This is a genomic window from Paenibacillus sp. J22FR21 (genome assembly GCF_056269135.1).
The window spans coordinates 420,078-440,321 of the sequence record NZ_JBWDNJ010000002.1 but is presented as its reverse complement, the minus strand read 5'-3'; the positions used below and the strand labels follow the sequence as shown (position 1 = coordinate 440,321).

Annotated in this window: 26 protein-coding genes; 8 read left to right on the top strand and 18 right to left on the bottom strand. The window is 50.0% G+C overall.

The features are described 5' to 3' along the window. Nucleotides 1-15: 15 nt before the first annotated feature. From AC0YNS_RS07820 to AC0YNS_RS07800, 5 genes are all read right to left on the bottom strand, one after another. Nucleotides 16-720, bottom strand: coding sequence for a 5'-methylthioadenosine/adenosylhomocysteine nucleosidase (locus AC0YNS_RS07820; RefSeq protein ID WP_475780446.1), 705 nt, complete (start codon nucleotides 718-720; stop codon nucleotides 16-18). After that, nucleotides 720-1,724: a catabolite control protein A gene (gene ccpA, locus AC0YNS_RS07815; RefSeq protein WP_475780445.1), complete on the bottom strand. Its 1,005-nt coding sequence runs from the start codon at nucleotides 1,722-1,724 to the stop codon at nucleotides 720-722. Before ccpA ends, AC0YNS_RS07820 begins: the two co-directional genes overlap by 1 nt. Before the next feature lie 71 nt (nucleotides 1,725-1,795). Continuing rightward, nucleotides 1,796-2,152: a bacillithiol system redox-active protein YtxJ gene (ytxJ, locus tag AC0YNS_RS07810; protein ID WP_475780444.1), complete on the bottom strand. Its 357-nt coding sequence runs from the start codon at nucleotides 2,150-2,152 to the stop codon at nucleotides 1,796-1,798. Nucleotides 2,153-2,165: 13 nt separating this feature from the next. Next, nucleotides 2,166-2,591 carry a hypothetical protein gene (locus AC0YNS_RS07805; RefSeq protein WP_090978177.1) on the bottom strand — a complete coding sequence of 142 codons (426 nt, stop codon included), beginning with the start codon at nucleotides 2,589-2,591 and terminating at the stop codon, nucleotides 2,166-2,168. A 126-nt stretch (nucleotides 2,592-2,717) separates the two neighbouring features. Then, nucleotides 2,718-3,140, bottom strand: coding sequence for a VanZ family protein (locus AC0YNS_RS07800; protein WP_475780443.1), 423 nt, complete (start codon nucleotides 3,138-3,140; stop codon nucleotides 2,718-2,720). 84 nt (nucleotides 3,141-3,224) lie between these two features. Here AC0YNS_RS07800 and AC0YNS_RS07795 point away from each other — a divergent pair, with 84 nt between their 5' ends. Further along, nucleotides 3,225-3,749, top strand: a complete 525-nt coding sequence (locus AC0YNS_RS07795; RefSeq protein ID WP_091215368.1) for a type 1 glutamine amidotransferase domain-containing protein — start codon at nucleotides 3,225-3,227, stop codon at nucleotides 3,747-3,749. A 104-nt stretch (nucleotides 3,750-3,853) separates the two neighbouring features. Here AC0YNS_RS07795 and ptsP read toward each other — a convergent pair whose 3' ends face one another. The 5 genes from ptsP to AC0YNS_RS07770 form a co-directional block, all read right to left on the bottom strand. Next, nucleotides 3,854-5,617 (bottom strand): phosphoenolpyruvate--protein phosphotransferase, encoded by a 1,764-nt coding sequence (ptsP, locus tag AC0YNS_RS07790; protein WP_475780442.1) that lies wholly within the window; start codon nucleotides 5,615-5,617, stop codon nucleotides 3,854-3,856. After that, the gene (locus AC0YNS_RS07785) at nucleotides 5,614-7,497 is read right to left on the bottom strand and encodes a glucose PTS transporter subunit IIA (protein WP_475780441.1); all 1,884 of its coding nucleotides are present in this window, start codon (nucleotides 7,495-7,497) and stop codon (nucleotides 5,614-5,616) included. Before AC0YNS_RS07785 ends, ptsP begins: the two co-directional genes overlap by 4 nt. A 143-nt stretch (nucleotides 7,498-7,640) precedes the next feature. Further along, nucleotides 7,641-8,078, bottom strand: coding sequence for a CoA-binding protein (locus AC0YNS_RS07780; RefSeq protein WP_475780440.1), 438 nt, complete (start codon nucleotides 8,076-8,078; stop codon nucleotides 7,641-7,643). Between the two features lie 53 nt (nucleotides 8,079-8,131). Beyond that, a complete protein-coding gene (aroA, locus tag AC0YNS_RS07775; RefSeq protein WP_475780439.1) occupies nucleotides 8,132-9,424 on the bottom strand; it encodes a 3-phosphoshikimate 1-carboxyvinyltransferase in 1,293 nt (430 codons plus the stop codon). Nucleotides 9,425-9,453: 29 nt separating this feature from the next. Continuing rightward, nucleotides 9,454-9,981, bottom strand: a complete 528-nt coding sequence (locus AC0YNS_RS07770; protein ID WP_475780438.1) for a shikimate kinase — start codon at nucleotides 9,979-9,981, stop codon at nucleotides 9,454-9,456. 148 nt (nucleotides 9,982-10,129) lie between these two features. On the opposite strand from AC0YNS_RS07770, the gene AC0YNS_RS07765 reads away from it, so the two are divergent. After that, nucleotides 10,130-10,432 (top strand): hypothetical protein, encoded by a 303-nt coding sequence (locus AC0YNS_RS07765; RefSeq protein WP_475780437.1) that lies wholly within the window; start codon nucleotides 10,130-10,132, stop codon nucleotides 10,430-10,432. Here AC0YNS_RS07765 and gndA read toward each other — a convergent pair. The 4 genes from gndA to AC0YNS_RS07745 all read right to left on the bottom strand — a co-directional run bounded on the left by gndA (nucleotide 10,413) and on the right by AC0YNS_RS07745 (nucleotide 13,638). After that, on the bottom strand, nucleotides 10,413-11,825 hold the full coding sequence (gene gndA, locus AC0YNS_RS07760; protein WP_475780436.1) for an NADP-dependent phosphogluconate dehydrogenase: 1,413 nt from the start codon (nucleotides 11,823-11,825) through the stop codon (nucleotides 10,413-10,415). The two genes, AC0YNS_RS07765 and gndA, sit on opposite strands and share 20 nt — an antisense overlap. 232 nt (nucleotides 11,826-12,057) lie before the next feature. Beyond that, a complete protein-coding gene (locus AC0YNS_RS07755; protein ID WP_090978159.1) occupies nucleotides 12,058-12,654 on the bottom strand; it encodes a hypothetical protein in 597 nt (198 codons plus the stop codon). Between the two features lie 230 nt (nucleotides 12,655-12,884). Further along, on the bottom strand, nucleotides 12,885-13,085 hold the full coding sequence (locus AC0YNS_RS07750; RefSeq protein ID WP_090978158.1) for a hypothetical protein: 201 nt from the start codon (nucleotides 13,083-13,085) through the stop codon (nucleotides 12,885-12,887). 121 nt (nucleotides 13,086-13,206) lie between these two features. After that, nucleotides 13,207-13,638, bottom strand: a complete 432-nt coding sequence (locus AC0YNS_RS07745; RefSeq protein ID WP_475780435.1) for an Hsp20/alpha crystallin family protein — start codon at nucleotides 13,636-13,638, stop codon at nucleotides 13,207-13,209. Nucleotides 13,639-13,825: 187 nt separating this feature from the next. Here AC0YNS_RS07745 and AC0YNS_RS07740 point away from each other — a divergent pair, with 187 nt between their 5' ends. From AC0YNS_RS07740 to AC0YNS_RS07715, 6 genes are all read left to right on the top strand, one after another. Next, nucleotides 13,826-14,062 carry a spore germination protein gene (locus tag AC0YNS_RS07740; protein WP_090978156.1) on the top strand — a complete coding sequence of 79 codons (237 nt, stop codon included), beginning with the start codon at nucleotides 13,826-13,828 and terminating at the stop codon, nucleotides 14,060-14,062. Next, entirely contained in the window at nucleotides 14,062-14,277 is a 216-nt protein-coding gene (locus AC0YNS_RS07735) for a spore germination protein GerPB (RefSeq protein ID WP_475780434.1), read from the top strand. Before AC0YNS_RS07740 ends, AC0YNS_RS07735 begins: the two co-directional genes overlap by 1 nt. A 21-nt stretch (nucleotides 14,278-14,298) precedes the next feature. After that, on the top strand, nucleotides 14,299-15,075 hold the full coding sequence (gene gerPC, locus AC0YNS_RS07730; protein WP_475780433.1) for a spore germination protein GerPC: 777 nt from the start codon (nucleotides 14,299-14,301) through the stop codon (nucleotides 15,073-15,075). A 20-nt stretch (nucleotides 15,076-15,095) separates the two neighbouring features. Next, nucleotides 15,096-15,356, top strand: coding sequence for a hypothetical protein (locus AC0YNS_RS07725; protein ID WP_475780432.1), 261 nt, complete (start codon nucleotides 15,096-15,098; stop codon nucleotides 15,354-15,356). Further along, nucleotides 15,353-15,823, top strand: coding sequence for a spore germination protein GerPE (locus AC0YNS_RS07720; protein WP_475780431.1), 471 nt, complete (start codon nucleotides 15,353-15,355; stop codon nucleotides 15,821-15,823). The genes AC0YNS_RS07725 and AC0YNS_RS07720 overlap by 4 nt, the downstream gene beginning before the upstream one ends. A gap of 180 nt (nucleotides 15,824-16,003) precedes the next feature. Beyond that, a complete protein-coding gene (locus AC0YNS_RS07715; protein WP_218147095.1) occupies nucleotides 16,004-16,135 on the top strand; it encodes a YjcZ family sporulation protein in 132 nt (43 codons plus the stop codon). Between the two features lie 93 nt (nucleotides 16,136-16,228). Here AC0YNS_RS07715 and AC0YNS_RS07710 read toward each other — a convergent pair whose 3' ends face one another. The 4 genes from AC0YNS_RS07710 to AC0YNS_RS07695 form a co-directional block, all read right to left on the bottom strand. Then, nucleotides 16,229-16,678, bottom strand: coding sequence for a GyrI-like domain-containing protein (locus tag AC0YNS_RS07710; RefSeq protein WP_475780430.1), 450 nt, complete (start codon nucleotides 16,676-16,678; stop codon nucleotides 16,229-16,231). A gap of 153 nt (nucleotides 16,679-16,831) precedes the next feature. After that, on the bottom strand, nucleotides 16,832-18,751 hold the full coding sequence (gene thrS, locus AC0YNS_RS07705) for a threonine--tRNA ligase (protein ID WP_475780429.1): 1,920 nt from the start codon (nucleotides 18,749-18,751) through the stop codon (nucleotides 16,832-16,834). 375 nt (nucleotides 18,752-19,126) lie between these two features. Continuing rightward, complete coding sequence (locus AC0YNS_RS07700) at nucleotides 19,127-19,966, bottom strand: MBL fold metallo-hydrolase (protein WP_475780428.1); 840 nt, start codon at nucleotides 19,964-19,966, stop codon at nucleotides 19,127-19,129. Then, nucleotides 19,960-20,232, bottom strand: a complete 273-nt coding sequence (locus AC0YNS_RS07695) for a dihydrodiol dehydrogenase (RefSeq protein ID WP_475780427.1) — start codon at nucleotides 20,230-20,232, stop codon at nucleotides 19,960-19,962. The genes AC0YNS_RS07700 and AC0YNS_RS07695 overlap by 7 nt, the downstream gene beginning before the upstream one ends. Nucleotides 20,233-20,244: the final 12 nt, after the last annotated feature.

Below are 20,244 nucleotides of genomic sequence, written 5' to 3'. Positions count from 1 at the left end.
TCTATAGGGAACGATTTACATGTGCTGAATCATTTCGTCAATAATGCGGTGCGAATTAACCGAAGCTTGTACCGTAAATTCTGCAAAATTCACATGCGCAGAACCATCTGCTTTGTCGGACATGGAACGGATGACAACAAACGGGATGTTATTCATCACGCACACCTGTGCAAGAGAAGCACCTTCCATCTCCGTACAGGCGCCGCCAAGTTCTTCGTGCAGCTTCTGCACTTCAGCACGATCGGCAATAAATTGATCGCCGGAAAGCACTTTGCCTTTCACGCTGCGTCCTGGGAATAGTGACTCGCAAGCATCATTCGCAAGTTCTACGAGGTCAGCTGCAGCTTGAAACTCCCATACATCTTGAAACGGAATTTGACCGCGAGCAAATCCGAGCGGTGTAACATCCATATCATGCTGAAGGCATGATGTCGAAACGACAATGTCGCCCACATTCAGACTAGGCTCAACAGCACCTGCAACTCCTGTGAATAAGACGCAATCAACACCTGCATCGATAAGCAGTTGTGTACATACAGCGGCATTCACTTTACCTACGCCGGATTTGCAGAACACGACTTTACGGCCGTGCAGCGTACCCTCTACATATTCAATCCCTGCTTTCACAAACGAGTTTGTCTTCTCGACATGTTTATGCAGCAGATCAATCTCTTCTACCATGGCACCCATGATGCCGATTCTGTTATACGAAGCTGTCATTATTTACTCCCTACCGACTGACGGTTCACAATTTCGTGCGGAAGCACAACTCTAGGGTTCTCAACGGCTTCCTTCTTCATTAGCTTCGTCAGCAAGCGCATCGAAACGGCACCGATGTCATACATCGGTTGAGCGACAGCAGTAAGCTGCGGTCTAACCATGGACGCCATACGGCTGTTGTCCACGCTGATGACCGAGATTTGATCCGGCACTTTAAGTCCGGCATCTTGGATGCAGTGAATCGCACCGATTGCCATTTCGTCCGTAGCGGAGAATACTGCAGTCGGAATGGTTTCGAGCTCCAAGAAATATTTCATCGCATCTACACCGGATTCGTAGCGATAGTTGCCGATTCGTACAAGTGTTTCATCGTAAGGCAAACCTGCTGTCTCCAGCGCACGTTTGTAGCCTTGGAAACGGGCATAACCGTTCGATGGATCCTGCAGCGTACCGCAAATCATCGCAATGCGGGTATGGCCGCTCTTAATGAGCGTTTGAACCGCATCAAACGCAGCTCCCTCGTGATCGATATCAACCGAAGGGATCGTACCGTTCTCGTCCGTCGTTGCACAAAGCACGATCGGTACGTTAGCAGTCTTGAACGCCTGCAAATGCTCGTCCGTTACAGCGCCGCCCATGAACAGCAAACCATCCACCTGCTTCTCAAGCAAGGTGTTGATGACGCGAATCTCTTTATCTTTCTTCTTATCGGCATTACACAAAATAATATTGTAGTGATACATATTAGCAATATCCTCGATGCCCCGCGCTACTTCAGCAAAGATTGCATTCGAGATATCCGGAATAACTACGCCTACGGTCGTTGTTTTCTTGCTTGCCAGGCCGCGCGCTACAGCATTTGGACGATAGCCAAGACGTTCGATGGCTTCAAATACTTTCTTCCGTGTCTGAGGCTTGACGTTTGGATTGTTATTGACAACCCGCGACACTGTCGCCATGGAAACGCCTGCTTCTCTTGCTACATCATAAATGGTTACCGTCACAGTCCTTCTCTCCATTAGTTCAAATTTTTATCTCGCGCCGCATTACTTTACCGTAATGATACGACAAAATATTACTTTTCGCAATGAGTACCGAGATGCTCGTCTAATGTTGAGTAGGTAATGCGCCAGTGAGATGCATGCCAGGACACCTTGCCGTTGATCACTAATATAAGCTGTGGTGACTCGTGTTTGAGGCTAAGTTTCTCTGAAATGAGGGTTGAAAGCGGACGATTGTCCGGCACTAAAACCATGACAGGCCGGAGTGAAAGCGTTATCGCATCTTCCAACCAGTTAGCTACTTCGTCATAAGCACCGCTGCTGATCGAGCAGCTTGTACTATGTTTAAAGACCAGCAAAGGCTGTTGGAAAGAACCGTTGTACGCTTCTTCCCACTGCGCTTCGGTTGTCATCGGAGGGGGCAGTTTCATTCCCTCACTCCCTTCAGGTTCGGCTTCCGTACTGCAGCATGCTACGGCTCAATTGAGCCAGCCGCTTATGTATTTCAGCAGTCCAAGCTTCGTCGCCCGCGGCTTGCGCCACAGCAAACAAATCCAGAAGCATATCGATCCTCTCTTCCGTCATGCGCCGCATGATAGCGAGATCGGTCAGCTTACGCTCGTGATAAGCCTCTACTAACAAATTTGCCCATTCATTCCATTCGTTAAACAGAAACGTCTGTTTTACGGGATGAGCGCCTAGTTTGCCGATTAAACCGGTCAAATCCGGTTTCACTTCCGGAAACACTTCGCTGCGATTGCATGACTTGCAGGAGTAGATGGGAACATTATCGATTTCAACCTTATTCGAATAAATAACGGTACGCAGCTTCATTGGCATGTCGTCGCCGCAAGAACAGCGCTTTTGCAAAGTGGTCCACTCCTTCTCTTAAACAGCAGCAACACCTTAAAGAGTTCAATAGGTGCTGCTCGACGTTAAAGATATTCGACCATTCGCGAAAAAAGTCCTGCTTCTATGCGAGTTGTAATTTTTGCATCATTCGGATAACGCAACCAGTCTGCGCCATCGTTTATTCACAAATGGAAGCGCTACGATAACGACGGCAAGCGCAGCGCCGATCGCGTCATGTTGGATGTCCGCGATATCAGGCGTTCTTCCGGACACAAACGATTGATGATATTCATCCGTAACGCCATAAAGTACACATAGGAGCACGATCAACACTTTGAAACTCCACCGTTCTGCTCTTCGGGCAAATCCATAACTAACTGTTAACGCAAGCACAAAATAAGCGATAAAATGCCCCCAATCGAAACTGGTCATCTGCGGAAACAGCTCCTGGAACCAAGGGAGAAACGTATTCAACTCATCGTTCGTGCGTGAGGAGAGCATAAAAATGGTTGCCATAATAATTACCGCCGGGAGGAAGCGAAGCCATCCCTTCGTCGTTTGCTTCATACTATCACCTTCGTTACAATGGATAAGAGCTTGATGAATCTAGTAATCGTAAACCACTACGTAACTGCCAAAGGAGGAAACCAGATGTCCTTACAAGGAAAAACAATTATTTGCCTGCTCGACGACGAGTTCGAGGATTTGGAGCTATGGTACCCCGTTTACCGTGTCCGCGAGGAAGGTGCAACCGTCCTGTTCGCAGGTCCTGAGAAAGGCCGCACTCATATTGGAAAATACGGCGTTCCGGCCACGGCTGATCTGTCCTTCGACGAAGTCGACGGCAGCAAGATCGATGGCCTGCTAGTCCCCGGAGGCTGGGCGCCGGATAAACTCCGCCGCTACCCGAAGGTGCTGCAGCTGGTGAAAGAAATGGATACGGCGCAGAAACCGATCGGTCAGATCTGCCACGCAGGCTGGGTGCTGATCTCCGCGAAGATCCTGCAAGGCCGCAAAGTAACATCCACGCCAGGCATTCGCGATGATATGGAGAATGCAGGCGCAACATGGATTGATGAGCCGGTAGTTGTAGACGGCCACATCGTATCGTCACGTCGTCCGCCGGATCTGCCGCCATACGCGAAAGCATTCGTAGACGCGCTTCGCGGCAACTAAGTCATATGCGGCAGAAGAACGGACGCTTTAAGCATTTCCAAATCAATTAAGGCGCAGAAGAAGGGCGGCAACCCAAGGGTTGCCGCCCTTCTCTACGTTCAAGCTTACACTTGCTTCGTTACGGCTGATCGTTCGCGCGAAGCAGCAATTGGCGCATCCTGCGAAACGGCAAGCAGCTTATGAATTTCATCGCTCGTTCTGCAGCGGAGAAGCTGTTCGAACATTGCGCGGCATTCCTGCTGCTTCAGGGAGAGCAGCCGTTCCTTAACAGGCAATATCGCATGTGCGGACATGCTCAGCTCGTCGACATCAAGTGCGAGCCAGATCGGCAGTGCATGGAGATCACCGGCCATTTCGCCGCAGACGCCTACGTGAATGCCTGCGCGTTTAGCCGCTTCGATGGTTAGCTTCAGCATGCGCAGCACCGCAGGATGATACGGCTCATAAAGATGTGAAATTTGCTCGTTCATCCGATCGACGGCGAGTGTGAATTGCACCAAATCGTTCGTACCGATGCTGAAGAAATCGACTTCCTCGGCGAGGATATCCGCAATGAGTACGGCAGCGGGCAGCTCAATCATAATACCGACTTCGATATTGTCGGCATAGCCGATCCCTTCTGCCTTTAGTTCCGCTTTGCACTCTTCCAGCAGCGCATTTGCAGCTCTAACCTCTTCAACAGAAGAGATAAGCGGGTACATGATCTTCACGTTTCCGTAGTGACTCGCCCGAAGAATCGCTCTTAATTGTGTTTTGAACAAATCCTTCTTATCGAGACAAATCCGAATGGCCCGATACCCCAGGAACGGATTGCTCTCTTCCGGCAGCTCGAAATAATCCAGCTGCTTGTCGCCGCCGATATCCAACGTCCGAATGATCAGCGGTTTATGATCCAGCTTCTCCGCGACAGAACGGTACACCTCGTACTGCTCTTCTTCCTTCGGAAGACGGTTGCGGTCCATATATAGAAATTCCGTACGAAACAACCCTACGCCATTCGTTCCGCTGCTTAATGCGACATCGAGCTCCTTCAGAGAGCTGATATTGGCACTAAGCTCGAATTCCTTCCCATCCTGCGTGACCGGTTTGACGCTGACAATCCGTTTGAGCTGCTGCTTCTTCTCCCGCTGACGAAGCTGCATGCCTGTATAATGATCGACTAACGATTCCTCTGGATGCATATGAACGATGCCGAGGTCTCCATCGATAATTAGCAAGTCGCCTGTTTGGATCGTCTCTTCCAGCTTAGATTCAATACCGACAACGAGCGGAACGCCAAGCGCCCTAGCCATAATGGACGAATGCGAGGTCGTGCTTCCTGCCAGCGTTGCGATGCCAAGCACGTGATTCGGGTTCAAATGGGCAAGCTGAGACGGCGAGAGTTCTCTGGCGATGAGCAGGAACGGCTGCGTATCGGAAGGCAGCGTGATTTCCGGTGCGCCAAGCAGATGCTTGAGCAGACGGTTGCCTACGTCCTTGATATCCAGCGCGCGTTCTTTCATATATTCATCATCCAATAGATCGAACATCGTCACAAAATGATCAATGGCTTCTTTCACTGCCACTTCCGCAGCTTTATATTGACGCTGAATGATGCCCTGAATCTCATTCATAAAGACCGGGTCATCCAATATCGCTAAATGGGCATCGAAGATGCTCGTTTCCTCTGGTCCGACAACCTCACGCAGCTCATCCTTCAAATGCTCGATTTCGACCTTCGAGGTGCGAATGCCTTCGTATAACCGGTCAAACTCGCGCGCCAGATCAGCGACATCGATTTTTTGTTCCGGCAAATCCCATTCCCAGTTCGGCAGTACGAACGCTTTGCCGATTGCTATGCCGGATGATGCTCCAATTCCTTGAATCACGCTGTTTCCCCTCCACCGCTTCTCTCTTTTAGCACAACTGACATGACGGAAGCCTGACCCTTTTTAACCCCTTTAAACGGAGCAAAGCTCCAAGAACTGACCAAATCGGAGTTCGTAATGACCATTGGCGTTGCGAGCGACTTGCTCCCTTTGCGTATTTTCTGCATATCAAAGGTAATGAGCAGTTGGCCCGGTTTCACCTGATCCCCTTCTTGGACAACAGCATGGAAGCCATGTCCTTTCATCTGGGAGGTATCGATGCCAATGTGCAGCAGCACCTCAAGCCCTTCCGGCGTGCGAATGCCTATGGCATGCATCGATGGATACACATGAATGATTTTCCCTTGTACCGGTGAAACAAGCTCGCCTTTATCCGGCATGAACGCTACACCGTCTCCAACAAGCTTCCCCGCAAAAATCGGATCCGGCACTTCGGAGAGCGGCATCATTCGCCCTTGAACAGGTGAACAAAACAGAACCCTAGATATATCCCTTCGTATCGCCTTGTCCATTTCCTCCCGTATGAGCTCGGAATAGGTACCGAATACGATCTGAACATTGCCCCCGCCAAGCCGAATGACGCCTGCTGCGCCTAAATGTTTGAGCGCATTGATGTCAACCAGCTTATCACTGGAGACCTTCAACCGCAGACGCGTAATACAAGCTTCCATTTGCACGATGTTTTCTTTGCCGCCGATAGCTTGCAGGATAAGCGGTGCGCGATAGGGGATATCCCCTGCCCACTCGTCGAGCTGCGAACCTTCTTCCCGCCCAGGGGTTGGAATTTGGAAGCGCTGAATCGCCCAGCGGAATAAGAAATAATAGAGCAAGCCGAACAGAATTCCGATCGGGATGAGCAGCCAGCCCCTAGTAGCCAGATGCTCATTAATGAGGAAGTCGATCGCTCCTGCTGAGAACGAGAAACCGTGTCTGATACCAAGCTCGTATGTAACCCACATCATCGCGCCTGAGAGAAGCGCATGGACAACGAATAGATAAGGCGCTACAAACAGAAACGCGAACTCAATCGGCTCCGTTACACCGGTTAGAAAAGAAGCAAGCGCCGCGGTAGTAAACGTTTTGCGAATTTTCGGTTTCAAATCCTCACGCGCCTCATGAATAATCGCAAACGCGATCGCGGGCAGCGCAAACATCATCGTCGGATACAAGCCGGCCATAAATCCGCCGGCTGTAGGATCCCCTGCGAAGAAACGGGGCAAATCCCCGAAAACTACAGAACCATCAGGAGTACTATAGCCCCCAACCTGAAACCAGAATACATGGCTGACCAGATGATGCAGCCCGAATACTACCAGAATTCGAAGGACGAAACCGAACAGAAACACGCCGAAGCCGCCGCCGGAATCGATAATTTCACCAAGCTCGATTAAACCGTTATGAATATAAGGTGCGATCTGCACCATGACGATGGCCCATAGGGTTGAGAACACACTCACAATGAGCGGAATAAACCGCGGCCCGCCAAAGAATTGGATATATTCCGGAAACTTTATCGACTTGAATCGTTCGTTTAGGATGCTGGTCACGATCCCGATTATTACACCTGTAAATACGGTCGGTTCCAGCTCATAATGACTTGCATTGATAATGCTGGTATAAATAAACATGCCGGCAATGGCTGCCAATCCTGCCGTGCCTGCATTGCTCGTCATCCCCATCGCGATGCCAAATGCAAATAAATAGGGCAGAAACGTAAACAGCGTATCCCCTGCGGTTTGCAAATGCGTATGGATGCTGGGAAGTCCCATCGCTTCCCATGGCAATGCACTCAAACTTAGGAATATGGCTGCGCCCGGCAGCACGATCGTCGGAAGCATGAATGAACGGCCAAGCTGCTGCAGATGCCCCATTATGTTCATAGGTTCCCCCCTCTCTTGAATACGACATTCCCAAAAAACCTCTACTCCTGATCGTAAGGGTTGCAACCGCCTTTGTCAAAATAAAACGGCAGACCCCGTGGTCCGCCGCTTCATTCGATCATTCGATTATGAGCCGTACTCTTCTATGCTTTGGACTTCCCTTGCGGCAGCAAGATGGAGTCTTCCACCTTGATGCAGCGGTCCATAATGACCTGCAAACCGCCGCGCTCCGCAATTTCCGCCGCTTCATCGTTTGCAATTCCCAGCTGCAGCCATAAGGTCTTAGCACCGATTGCGACTGCTTCTTCCGCAACAGGAGGTGTATGCTCGCTGCGACGGAAGACGTTTACGACGTCTATCGGAAACGGAATTTCCTTCAGCGAAGCGTAATTCTTCTCACCGAGAATCGTGTCCGCCCCTGCCGGGTTAACGGGAATGATGCGGTAGCCTTTCGCTTGCATCGCTTCCGAAACCATATACGAGGTACGGTCCGGTTTGTCAGATAATCCAACAACCGCAATTACCGAGCTTGCTTCGAGAATCGACTTGATTTCATCTCTTGAAGGATTGGTATGAGCCATGTGAATATCTTCCCTTCTAACATTTCATTGCCTTAGCTTAGACTGCCAATTTCCTACTCAATCCATTCGACATTCGCGCCGAGTGCCTTCAAATGATCGAAGAAGATCGGGTAGGACTTTGCCACATGATGGGCGTCACGAATACGAAGCGGCTGCTTGGCACGAAGACCAACGACCGTAAGAGCCATAATAACGCGGTGATCATAATGCGCGTTAATTTCTACGCCTCCTTCTACGCCTTCCGGACGACCGTGAACGATAATCTCGCTCTGACGCTCTTCCACGTTCGCTCCTGCTTTACGCAGCTCGTTCAAGTAATCTGTTATGCGGTCGCACTCTTTATAGCGCAGGTTCTCAACATCGTAGAAACGGGAAGTGCCCTCTGCGAATACCGCTGCAGCAACCATGGCAAGTACGGCATCCGTCGCTTTATCGCCATCAAACTCAACGGCTTTCAGCTTGCCGTTCCCTTGTACATGTACGATCCCGTTCTCGTGCGTAAGCGGTACTTCCATCATACGCAGTACGTCAACGATGGCGCGCTCGCCTTGCTTGCTGTTCTCTTCCAAGCGATGCAGGATCACATCGGATTGCGTAACCGCAGCAGCTGCCAGCACAGCGGCAGATCCCGGGTAGTCGCCTTGCACGATGTATTTCTTCGCTTCATAACTTTGACCGCCAGCAATGCGATAATGCATCAGGTCTTCGCTTGCTTCGATTACGATGCCTGCTTGCGCAAGAACTTCAAGGGTTTGTCCCACAACGACCTTGGATTTAAGGTCATGCAGCACTTCGATTTCACTGTCTTCTTCAAGCAGCGGCGTCAAGAACAGCAATGCGCTAAGGAACTGCGAGCTCACATTGCCGGATACTTGAATTTTGCCGCCTTTGGCTGCGCCGCCGCGAATCGTAATCGGCAGTCTGCCATTATTATGTTGAACGTCCACTCCGATTTGGCCAAGCGCGTCGATCAAATCATCATGAGGACGTTTGCCGAGTGAATCCGGGTACCGGTTAATGAACGTAACGTCAGGTGCAAGGGCCGTAATGGCCATGAGGAAACGAAGCACAGCTCCTGCATTGCCAACATCAAGCTCTTTCACGTCCTTGGGATTGCGACCAAAGCCTGTAATCGTAATTTTCTCGTCATCTTCTTCAATAATTGCGCCAAGATCGCGAATGCAACGGCGCATAGCATCACTGTCTTCACTATGTGCAGGGTAATAAATGGTGCTGGTGCCCTCTGCAAGAGCGGCAACAAGCAGGTAACGCGTCGTATAGTTCTTCGAAGATAGCGCTTGAAGCTCGCCTTGCAGCTTCGGTGTAGGGGTTACGAGTACATCCATCTTTAGTCGGTCTCCTTTATATGTAAGTGCTAGAAACGCATCTTGATGCCGTGCTCAATTTGCTCTACGACTTGCCTGACGCTGAGATTCGACGTATCAATCGTCAAATGTGCAAAAGCATAAGCATGTTTCCGGTCTTCGAGCAATCTATATACGCGTTCACGCACATCGCCTTGAAGCAGCGGACGTGCAGCATCTTCGCTTACACGGGCAATGATGTGTTCGGGGTCCGCCGTTAAAGCAACCACGAAGCTATTTTCAAGCATCATCGAACGGTTGCGCTCCGACAAAACAGCACCTCCGCCAGTCGCAATCACCAGAGGCTCCGAACTTCCCAGTACCTCTGAGAGTGCAGCTGTCTCGGCAAGCCGAAAGTCCACCTCGCCTCGCGCTGCGAAAATGTCTGCAATCGCCTGACCTTCTCGACGGACGATCTCGGCGTCAATGTCAGCCGTTCCGCATTTCAGAAGCTCTGCCAGCTGCTTGCTGACCGTTGATTTGCCGGTTCCCATAAAACCGATGAGAACGACATGATGAAGCAGTTTTTCCTTATCCAATGAAAAACACCATCCCAACCTGTACGTTAACAAAAAACATTTTCCAGTGATTATATCATTATTACAGATTAACGGGTATAAAAAATTGGTTTCTTCCGTAGAGTTGATAGTACTGATGCCCACAAATCCATAAAGGAGTGACCTCCATATGGCTCCAATCCCCGAGCCCTTCTCCGCCCAGTACCACGTGGCCAGAATCTATAATCCCGATTATCCGCTTTCCCGAGAAGATGTGCTGTGGACCCTAGAGTATATGAAAAAGAAAATGGCTGACGAAGCGCCTGAATTAATCAGTCTTCCTCAGCCACTCTTATTAAAAAAATTTCAAAGCTTTGCGGAAGCATCGTTATTCCTGCTCAAGCAGCAGCGCAGCGGATGCGGTCAAGAGTCCGATCGGCTGCGAAGCTGCTTACAGGATGTAATAACGGGTCTTACGATTGAATCCAATTGAAGTGGAATGAGCCTTCTTTGTCCACACGCTTGAACGTGTGTGCGCCGAAGTAGTCGCGCTGTGCTTGAAGCAGGTTCGCAGGCAGACGTTCTGTGCGGTAGCTGTCATAGTAGGACAGCGCGCTCGAGAATGCCGGTACCGGAATACCTTGCGTTACCGCAGTTGCGATTACTTCACGCCATGCGCCTTGGTACGATTCCACGATTTCTTTGAAGTGGTCGTCAAGAAGCAAGTTAGTCAAACCAGCGTCTTTATCATACGCATCTTTGATGTTTTGCAGGAAGCCGGCACGGATGATGCAGCCGCCGCGGAAAATCATCGCGATATCGCCGTAACGCAGGTTCCAGCCGTACTCGTCGCTAGCTGCGCGCATTTGTGCGAAGCCTTGTGCGTAGGAGCAAATTTTACTTGCGAACAACGCTTTGCGAACCGCTTCGATGAAAGCAGCTTTGTCGCCTTGATAAGGAGCCGATTGTGGTCCTTTCAACAATTTGCTTGCCGCTACGCGCTCGTCTTTAAGAGCAGACAAGAAACGGGAGAAGACGGATTCTGTAATGATGGATAGCGGCACACCAAGATCAAGCGCGCTTTGGCTTGTCCATTTACCGGTACCCTTCTGTCCAGCGGAGTCAAGGATTACATCAACCATAGGTTGTTTGGTTTCCGGATCGTATTTGGAGAAAATATCTGCAGTAATTTCAATCAGGTAGCTGTCGAGCTCCCCTTTGTTCCATTCCGTGAAGATCGATTGCAACTCTTCTGTGCTAACGCCAAGAACGCGTTTGAGCAAGTCATACGCTTCGCAGATCAATTGCATATCGCCATACTCGATACCGTTATGCACCATTTTCACGTAGTGGCCGGCACCGTCTGGTCCGATATATGTGCAGCAAGCGTCGCCGCCTACTTTCGCGGAGATCGCTGTAAGAATAGGCTCAACCAATTTATAGGCAGACTCTTGACCGCCTGGCATGATGGACGGTCCTTTCAGTGCGCCTTCTTCACCGCCGGAAACGCCAGTGCCGATGAAACGAAGACCTTGTGCTTCAAGCGCTTTGCTGCGGCGCTGTGTATCAGGGAAATAAGCATTGCCGCCGTCAATAATAATATCGCCTTGATCCAGAAGCGGAACGAGGGCATCAATCGTTGCATCTGTGCCTGCGCCAGCTTGGACCATAATTAGAATTTTGCGAGGTACTTCAAGGGATGCTACAAACTCCTCGACAGTAAAAGTACCAACAAGGTTTTTGCCAGCCGATTCTTTCAAGAGATCGTCTGTTTTCTCGCGGGAACGGTTATAAACCGATACCGTAAATCCTCTGCTCTCAATATTAAGTGCAAGGTTCTTACCCATTACGGCAAGACCGATAACGCCGATTTGCTGCTTAGACATTATGATTCTCCACACCTTTTCTCTGTTATAGTAAAGACACAGTACAGTACGGCGAAGCAAGAACCCTCGCTTGCGAATACAATACACATATTTTACTCCTTTTGAACAGGAATGAAAACCTTCTTCACCAGAAATTTGTCGATTCCTCCCTATATATTACCACACAAACAAAATAAACCCCCGGTTTGCTAGCATCCCGGAGGTTTATTACCTATCTTTAATCTTGGTTATTTCAAAGCTCAAGCTGTATCATCTCAGTTCTAAGGGATTGCAGTCTTTCCTTGGACTGCGACATGTCTGCTTCTCGCCCTTCCGTGATCGCTTCATGGAGGACCGAAAGCTCATAATCAAGCTCATACCGTAGCACTGACGCTCGCTCCTCAGCCCTTTTCGACTGAAACGCCTGAATGACTTCCTCTACCGTAACGAATGGTTTCTTCTGATAGATGATGCGATGTTCCATGCCGGACACCTCCACAAGTCGAATGATTTCACCAAACATAATGCTTTCAATGACAATTTGCCTGTCTTTGAACCGTTTGACAACTGCATGACCGCGGGAATCGTTAATCAGCTTCTCCAATAAATCCGACAGCTTCTCATCCTTTATTAGATAATCACCGACGATTTTGTAACGATTGCGGACACGTTGAAACCGAAGCTTCACAAGCTTGCGACCGCTGCGTACCGAGATGAGAAAATAGACGTCCGTTTCGCTCCAATAAAGCGAATATCCCTCCTGGATTAAATCCCGAATGAGATTTTGGATTTGCCGTCTGTCGAAACGCAGCTCCAAATTGCAGTATTCAACCTCATAACTTTTGTTCATCGGCAATCCCTCCCTCCGTTTGGCTTCATTGACGAAATGTTCTGAATATTCTCTCATATGATTATCTTATACTCCATCTTATGTTCTGGCAACTTGGATTATTGACTATTTTTCGCCTTTTCGAGCCCAATTGGACAAACAAACTTTTTCGCGCAAAAAGGCTGCCTCAGACTTCGTAATGAAGTCGCTGAGACAGCCTGCTTTGTACCCTTATTCCAACTAATTCGAGATCAGACAAACCATTGTTTCAAAATAACGCCGAACGAAACCGCACTGACAACCGCTCCGGCGAAGCTGTAAACGCCCGCGCGAATCCGCTGCTCGAACATCTTCACGATACCGAAGCTCAGCAATCCGAATATCAGCATAATAAACACCGCGCCTGTTATAAACAAGGCAGCAGAAATGGCACTAACGTCAACCAGAGTCACGAATAACACTCCCTATGCAAGTCTTTACTTGCATTATAGCCAAGCCGGTGCCGTATAGCCAGCAGGGGAAGATAGGAAGTTCGAACAAATTCGTGACATTTATAAGGTAAACGGGCTGCTCTTACAGCCCATGAATGGTTGCATGGTGTACACGTTTACTTGACGGACGTTTACGCAGCTTGATCTTGAGCACTGCGCCATCGTACTCCGCATGACAGGAGCGTGGCAGCACAAGCTTCGGCAGTTTAATGATTTCATCACTTTTGCCGGCCATGCCGCTTAGCTTCACGCGATCCTCCTTCACGACCAGACGAAGCTCGGAGAGATCGGCCGATTCTCCGAGCGGATACGTTACGATCACATATCTCTTCGTTTCTACAATATTAGATGAAGCAGAATTTAGTGCCGAGGAAACTGCGGGCAATGCTTTGTTCATCATACTGCGGACGTAATTCTCGATCCAATCGGATTGGCGGAAGATATCGAATCCTTTGGGCAGCTGCTGCCCATCCATCCAATCCTCTAGTTCTTCCCACTTTGATTTCGATGACATACTAGCGCACCTCCGCCTAACGCCGTTATAACATCCAGTTTATGCGGGCGGCTCCATAGGCGCTACTGCCGGATTGTGTCTTAACGCATCCGTTAGGATGAATGTGCTTCAAATTCACATCTGGGCATTTGCCGCATACGATGTAACAAATGCTCGCTGAAAACCAGACTAGGGAGAGTGAGACATCATGCCCGCTATTGTAGGCTTCGTTAAAGTAATCAGTGTCGGATCCAGCGCTGTCGTTCAATTCGGTGATTCTGTTCAAATCTCTCCGTCCAGCTCATCCAAAACGTATGCGGGTTCAGGCTCCTTCCTCACCGGCGGTTTGACCAACTCGAACAATGCTGTCAGTTCGACGAACACCAGTGATCCGGATGTCCAAGACAATACGAATAATGAAGTTGCTAACGGAGTGAACATCTAATGCAGCTTACGGTTCATCAAACCATTACGATCCACCAGCTTCGTGTAGACAGCGTAGCAAACTCCTCCGTCCTGCAGGTTGGGACGGCTGGAGCGATTTCTTCCCTCTCGCAGATGTACAATTCAGGAGGATTTACAGAGCCGGCACCGTTGCTTAACGAAGAGCTCAGCACGGAGAATCCGCTGAACTTCGTTCCGCTGCCCAATCCGAATTAACAAGGAGGTGCCTACGAGCGTATGCAACCGGCAAATACACCGCCTACTCCTTGGCAACTATGGAACGCGTTTAGCCAGCATATTCATAAGCTGCAGTGTCAGCTCGACGAGCAGCAGGCTGTAATCAACCGGCTTAGCAAGCAGCTCGAGGCGCTGAATGTACGTTTGGATGCCGCAGAATCAAAGCCAAGCTATCACATCGATACCATTCAATATCATTTCGACCAATTAAAGGTCGAGAAGCTCGATGGTACATTGAACATCGGGCTGACACCTCCTAACGAGGAACAAATCAAAGAAATCGGTCAAATTGTAATGCCAAATGGGAACAGCACGGTAGTTGTCAATGATCCCGGCCATAAGTCGGTAACCGACAAACCGCCCGTGAACAATCTCAAGCCTAACGTATTCCCGGCACAACCCGGGAGTGTTGGTCCCGGCCCCGTACCCGGACCCGGTTCTGTATTGCCCACTTCTCCCTATCCGGAAATCCGCTTAGTGATTGATCGATACTTGGATCAGAATGCACCTCAGCAGCTCAGTGAGCTTGAAGCTGAGCTCGGCCTCTCGCTCGATCCCTATCACCGCAGGCTGATCATAGAGGATATTCGCAAGCAAATGAGTGCCCGAATTCAATTCTATATCCAAGCCGCTGAACATGAGGCCAAGAGCGGCAGTTCATCCCCTGAAGGAAGCCACGCGCCTAGCGATGCCCAGATCCAAGAGGCGATTATTGGGAAGACGACGCGTGACATCCACGCTGCGCTTCGCAGCTATTTGTCCCGATTGCAAAATTAGTAAGAAGGAGCCTTCTTTCTATGCAAATGCAGATGCATGTAGTGAACCATGTGCTCGCTGTCGGCAGTATCCAATTAACCGGTGTAGCGAGCGCCTCGATACTTCAAATCGGCGATACCGAGGAGATTACGCTCATCTCCATGTTCGATACACCGCCGGAGTCGGTTATCGTCGGCCCGATTGCACCGCTAGACGAACCGCAAGGTGCAAGCCGCGCAGAAGGCGAAGCAGACGTGTTCAAGAAAGAAACGATCGAAAAGCTGGAAGAGATGGGATTATGAGAAGCAACCCCGTTCTTACGGCTTACAGCGAAGAAATGTCGGACTACCCTGTACGGGTTTCCGAGGTAGGCGGACTGTACTTAACGAACGTAGGCAATGCATCAGTCGTGCAAATCGGTGATCGAGCAGAAGTAAACGCTTCGCTTCGTGCTCTGGCTGTACAACGAGCGGCTGATCATGCCGAATCAGGCAAAGTTTATTTCGAATCGTATTCCATATTCGATCGTAAGACACCGAGCTGGGACCCGCTTGGAACCGCGTCCGATGACGTACCTACGTTCATTCGGACTACCAACCTGCAGCCTGCCATCAGCGTCGGCTGTATCGAAGTCATCGCCGTCAGCAGCGCGGCAAACGTGCTAATCGGCAACGGTTTGAAGATGCGCGCGGAATCCAGAGTCAAACATATCCGCCAATATGCCCGTTCCATGCCAACGGGCAGCACTATTCCCGCTTCTCCTTGCTAATGTTGGGTAGGCTGCTGTCGTAGAAGGCTGTTCACCCTGCGCAACCGCTGCTTTCCCCATTGGGCGAATGCGTAATTACGAATGCACCCCGTACAAACGTCCAATCGATTCCGTCTCCAAGGCATATATTACAAATGTGATATGAAACATCACAAATTAACCACTCAGGAGGTATGTACAGTGGGATATATGCAAGGTGTAGGCGGCGCAGGAGTCGGTTGCGGTGGCGGACCAGGCCTTTGGACTAGTGCAGGCGTAATTCTTGTACTTTATATTTTGCTCGTAATCGTTCTTCGCGGCGGCTTTTTATGATCTCGATCTCCCAATAACCAAAAACCGGTCTTGCCTTCGGGCAAGACCGGTTTTTGCTATCCGTGCGTTTCAGCCATGCCAGGTCCTAACTTGCTATAGCAATGGTACGTACACATCCACCTCTGAAGGCCATAGCGGCTTATGGATCTGATAAACCTCCATTGCCATCCCCCGCTTATTGTTGCTTAAGCCTTGTGCCTTGATATAGGCATGAAGAAGCTCATAAGGATCACCTTGTAAGGCACGGACCAACACATAACGCTGGGGTGGAATCGTAAACCCGATCATCCCTTCAGGAACTTCAGGCAGCGAACGAACCTCCATGCAGGATAAATATGTGAACAGCTGATCGCAAACGAACGATGGACAAACATAAGAGCCGGCGTCCACAAGATTCTTGATTTCGAACCTGCGGGCAATAAACGACTTTAAGTGCTGTTCAACCCGCTTGGGATCGTGATTGGCAAAAACAGACGTAATCGCCGTTCCTACATAATGCCGCTCGGGAAGCGAGATTTCCTGTACATCATCAATTGAACTCACAGCGTAATACCCCCATTCACGAGATAAGCCGAGACCTTCCAATCTTTGGTGTTCAGCAATAGACTAGCCTCCCGCATATCCTCCGTCAAGCTAAATTTTCCGTAAGGCTCAAGGCTTACGACAAAGCACTGTCAACGCCAGTTTGCATCAGCGTTACTTCTTCGCAGCAATCTCCTCGCACAACCGCTCAATCAAGGCTTCTATTCGCATGGAGCCGATGTCGCCATGCCCCCGCTGCCTTACTGCTGCTGTATTCGAATGGCGCTCCGTTTCACCAAGAATCAGCATATACGGTACTTTCTCAAGCTGCGCCTCGCGAATCTTATAGCCCAGCTTCTCGCTGCGATAATCCACTTCAACACGCATACCGGATTGTTCAAGCTTCCGTTTCAACTCATACGCGTAGTCTTGATCAGCTCCTGAGACCGGGATCACCTTCACCTGAATCGGCGCCAGCCAAATCGGGAACGCTCCGGCATAATGCTCAGTCAAGATGCCGATGAACCGGTCAATCGATCCATAGACAGCTCTGTGGATGACGATCGGGCGATGCTTCTGACCATCCTCCCCGATATACGACAGATCGAATTTCTCCGGCATTTGAAAATCAAGCTGTATTGTCGCGCACTGCCAGCTTCTCTTCAGCGCATCGAGAATATGGAAATCAATCTTGGGCCCATAGAATGCGCCGTCGCCTTCATTCACGCGATATGCAATTCCGCGATTGTCCAGCACCTGCGCAAGCGCGGCTTCCGCTTGATCCCACAGCTCCGGTTCCCCCATTGAATCCTCCGGCCGAGTGGAGAGCTCAATTCGATATTCGAAACCGAACACGGCGTAAATGTCGTCAATAAGCGATATAACGCGGCCAATCTCGGCTTCGATTTGATCCGGCCTCACGAAGAGATGGGCGTCATCCTGGCAGAAAGTCCGTACACGCATCATGCCGTTCAACGCGCCGGAGTACTCATGGCGATGCACTTGACCGAATTCGGAGATCCGAATCGGCAGCTCGCGGTACGAGTGCAGGCTGTTTTTGTAAATCAACATATGACCAGGGCAATTCATAGGCTTGAGCGCAAAGGCAGTCTCATCGACTTTAGTGAAATACATATTGTCTTTGTAATGGTCCCAATGCCCCGATTGCTCCCATAGCCGCTGGTTGAGCATAAGCGGTGTCCGCACCTCGTCATAATCGCGCTCCTGCTGCAGCTGCCTGGAGAACTGCTCCAGCTCATTTCGAATTGTCATTCCTTTAGGCAGATAGAACGGCATGCCTGGCGCTTCTTCCGAGAACATGAACAGCCCAAGCTCTTTGCCTAACTTTCGATGATCCCGTTTCTTCGCTTCCTCAAGCATACTCAGATGCTCGTCAAGCTGCGCTTTCTTCGGAAACGCAGTGCCGTAAATCCGTTGTAACACGGCATTCTCGGCATCTCCCCGCCAGTATGCTCCTGCGACCGACAACAGCTTAAACGCCTTAATCCGGCCAGTGAATGGCAGATGAGGTCCGCGGCATAGATCCGAGAACTCGCCTTGCTCATAGATCGAGATCTCAGCCGAGTCCGGTAAGCCACGAATCAATTCCACTTTCAATGACTCTCCTTGCGAATCAAACCATACCAGCGCATCCGCACGACTAACCACTCTCCGTACGATCGGTAGATTCTGCTGTACGATACGCTCCATTTCTTTCTCGATGGCAAGCAAATCAGCAGGTGTGAGTGGACGCTCAATCGCGACATCGTAATAAAACCCATCTTCGATCACTGGGCCAACTCCGAGCTTCACCGCCTCATTACCATAAATCCGCTTAATCGCTTGCGCCATCAGATGTGCAGTGCTGTGACGCAGAATGGCCACTCCCGCATCACCATCGAGTGTAACGATCTCTACCTCACTATCCGCATCCAGCCGATAACTTAAATCGACCTCCCTGCCATTTACCTTGCCTGCCACCGCATTCTTCCCGAGCGCGGAGCTGATTGCCAGTGCCACTTCAACTACCGAAACCCCTGCTTCAAAGCTCCTTACACCACCGTCTGGCAGCTTTACCTTAATCCCATTTTCCACGAGTCTTCCTCCATTCGATAAATTGAACGCAAAAAAACGCACATGTCCCAAGGGACGAGTGCGTTCAGACTCGTGGTTCCACCCTAATTCGACCCAGCCGATCGCGATCAGTCGCGGGGTCCTTCTTAGCATCCGGTAACGGGGATTAATCGGTGCCATTTACAACCGCGACACAGAATCGACGGGTTCAATGTTACGGCTGCAAAGGGGTAACTCCGCATCTCAGGGCTGAAGGAGCTTGCAGCAATCGCTCCTCTCTCTGTGCAGCCTGACGTATGGGAATCCTGTCTTTGGTCTTCGCCTGCTATGTTGCTGTGTTCCATATTATAGAGTCCATCCGAACAAAGTTCAAGAGGCATTCGCATAATTTTCTGATTATTTCAGATTATGCGATAAGCTCTGCTCGTTCATAAGCAGTTCCATATTCGCTTCATGACGCTTCCGGAATCCGATTTTGAACCGATAGTCTTGCAGATCCATAAAGGTCTCGAATCGGCTCGTTCCTTCTCCCAGCTCAAGCTGCTCTTCACAAAGACTCAGATATTGTTCCGAAACTTCGGCCCGATGCAAGATTTCATCTTGATCTGCCGTCACACTGCCATGACTGGGGAGCAACAGCAGACCGGGAACTGACCATGCATAAGCTGCAATCTTCTCCAGCGTGCTCCGGTATGTGGCGAAGGTGTCAAACACAAAGGGAAATTCGATGTCCGACACATAATCACCCGTAATGAGTGCCCCGTTTGGTTCCACAAGGCACATCAATCCATCTCCGTTATGTCCGTATGCCGTTCGGAAGGTCAGAACGGTTTCGCCGATAACCAGCTGTTCGCCATCTTGCTCGATGACATGATCTACATGCGGAAATGCAATGCTGTATGGACGGCTGATATAGAATTCATCGTCCAAGCGCTCGACAACCGATACCCGCTCCACTTTGTCCGGGTGATTAGCGAATGCCGTTCCCGCAATAACGCTGCAATCTGTGAAGGAACCATAACCGACGATATGGTCAAAATCGGAGTGGGTAAAGAACACATACAACGGGCGATTACCTTTCATTGCATCCACATGCTTCCGAATGGTCGCCAGCTCCGATGGCAAATAATTCGGATCTACGATCAAGACTAGATCCTTCGTCTCGATGACAAAGCAGTTGGTCTGATAGAGCTCACTTTGAAAAACAGAAATGCCATCCGATTGATAGGTTAACATGACTCACTCTCCTCCTCGCCGTCGCATTTTTCAGACGTTGGAACTTCAGCGTTAAACGGATACGGTTCAAGCGGCGTTTGAAGCAATGAAGAATACATATCCGCATGCTGCCAAGTCAAGCTCTCCAGCGACAATGGATCCAGACTTACCTGCAGGCCGAGCCCATTGGATATGATCTCCAGCCGCTCTCCGTTGCGCGTTCTAATCTTACGAACCGTCACGCTGGCAAACTCATTGGCAATCCGAATCTCTTGTTCTGCCGACATCCTGCCGCCCCC

Excerpts from the sequence above, each read along its gene's own strand:
- AC0YNS_RS07820 (WP_475780446.1), bottom strand. The coding sequence starts at position 720 with ATGACAGCTTCGTATAACAGAATCGGCATCATGGGTGCCATGGTAGAA.
- ytxJ (WP_475780444.1), bottom strand. The coding sequence starts at position 2,152 with ATGAAACTGCCCCCTCCGATGACAACCGAAGCGCAGTGGGAAGAAGCG.
- AC0YNS_RS07800 (WP_475780443.1), bottom strand. The coding sequence starts at position 3,140 with ATGAAGCAAACGACGAAGGGATGGCTTCGCTTCCTCCCGGCGGTAATT.
- AC0YNS_RS07795 (WP_091215368.1), top strand. The coding sequence starts at position 3,225 with ATGTCCTTACAAGGAAAAACAATTATTTGCCTGCTCGACGACGAGTTC.
- AC0YNS_RS07785 (WP_475780441.1), bottom strand. The coding sequence starts at position 7,497 with ATGAACATAATGGGGCATCTGCAGCAGCTTGGCCGTTCATTCATGCTT.
- AC0YNS_RS07780 (WP_475780440.1), bottom strand. The coding sequence starts at position 8,078 with ATGGCTCATACCAATCCTTCAAGAGATGAAATCAAGTCGATTCTCGAA.
- aroA (WP_475780439.1), bottom strand. The coding sequence starts at position 9,424 with ATGGATGTACTCGTAACCCCTACACCGAAGCTGCAAGGCGAGCTTCAA.
- AC0YNS_RS07765 (WP_475780437.1), top strand. The coding sequence starts at position 10,130 with ATGGCTCCAATCCCCGAGCCCTTCTCCGCCCAGTACCACGTGGCCAGA.
- gndA (WP_475780436.1), bottom strand. The coding sequence starts at position 11,825 with ATGTCTAAGCAGCAAATCGGCGTTATCGGTCTTGCCGTAATGGGTAAG.
- AC0YNS_RS07755 (WP_090978159.1), bottom strand. The coding sequence starts at position 12,654 with ATGAACAAAAGTTATGAGGTTGAATACTGCAATTTGGAGCTGCGTTTC.
- AC0YNS_RS07745 (WP_475780435.1), bottom strand. The coding sequence starts at position 13,638 with ATGTCATCGAAATCAAAGTGGGAAGAACTAGAGGATTGGATGGATGGG.
- AC0YNS_RS07740 (WP_090978156.1), top strand. The coding sequence starts at position 13,826 with ATGCCCGCTATTGTAGGCTTCGTTAAAGTAATCAGTGTCGGATCCAGC.
- AC0YNS_RS07735 (WP_475780434.1), top strand. The coding sequence starts at position 14,062 with ATGCAGCTTACGGTTCATCAAACCATTACGATCCACCAGCTTCGTGTA.
- gerPC (WP_475780433.1), top strand. The coding sequence starts at position 14,299 with ATGCAACCGGCAAATACACCGCCTACTCCTTGGCAACTATGGAACGCG.
- AC0YNS_RS07725 (WP_475780432.1), top strand. The coding sequence starts at position 15,096 with ATGCAAATGCAGATGCATGTAGTGAACCATGTGCTCGCTGTCGGCAGT.
- AC0YNS_RS07720 (WP_475780431.1), top strand. The coding sequence starts at position 15,353 with ATGAGAAGCAACCCCGTTCTTACGGCTTACAGCGAAGAAATGTCGGAC.
- AC0YNS_RS07700 (WP_475780428.1), bottom strand. The coding sequence starts at position 19,966 with ATGTTAACCTATCAATCGGATGGCATTTCTGTTTTTCAAAGTGAGCTC.
- AC0YNS_RS07695 (WP_475780427.1), bottom strand. The coding sequence starts at position 20,232 with ATGTCGGCAGAACAAGAGATTCGGATTGCCAATGAGTTTGCCAGCGTG.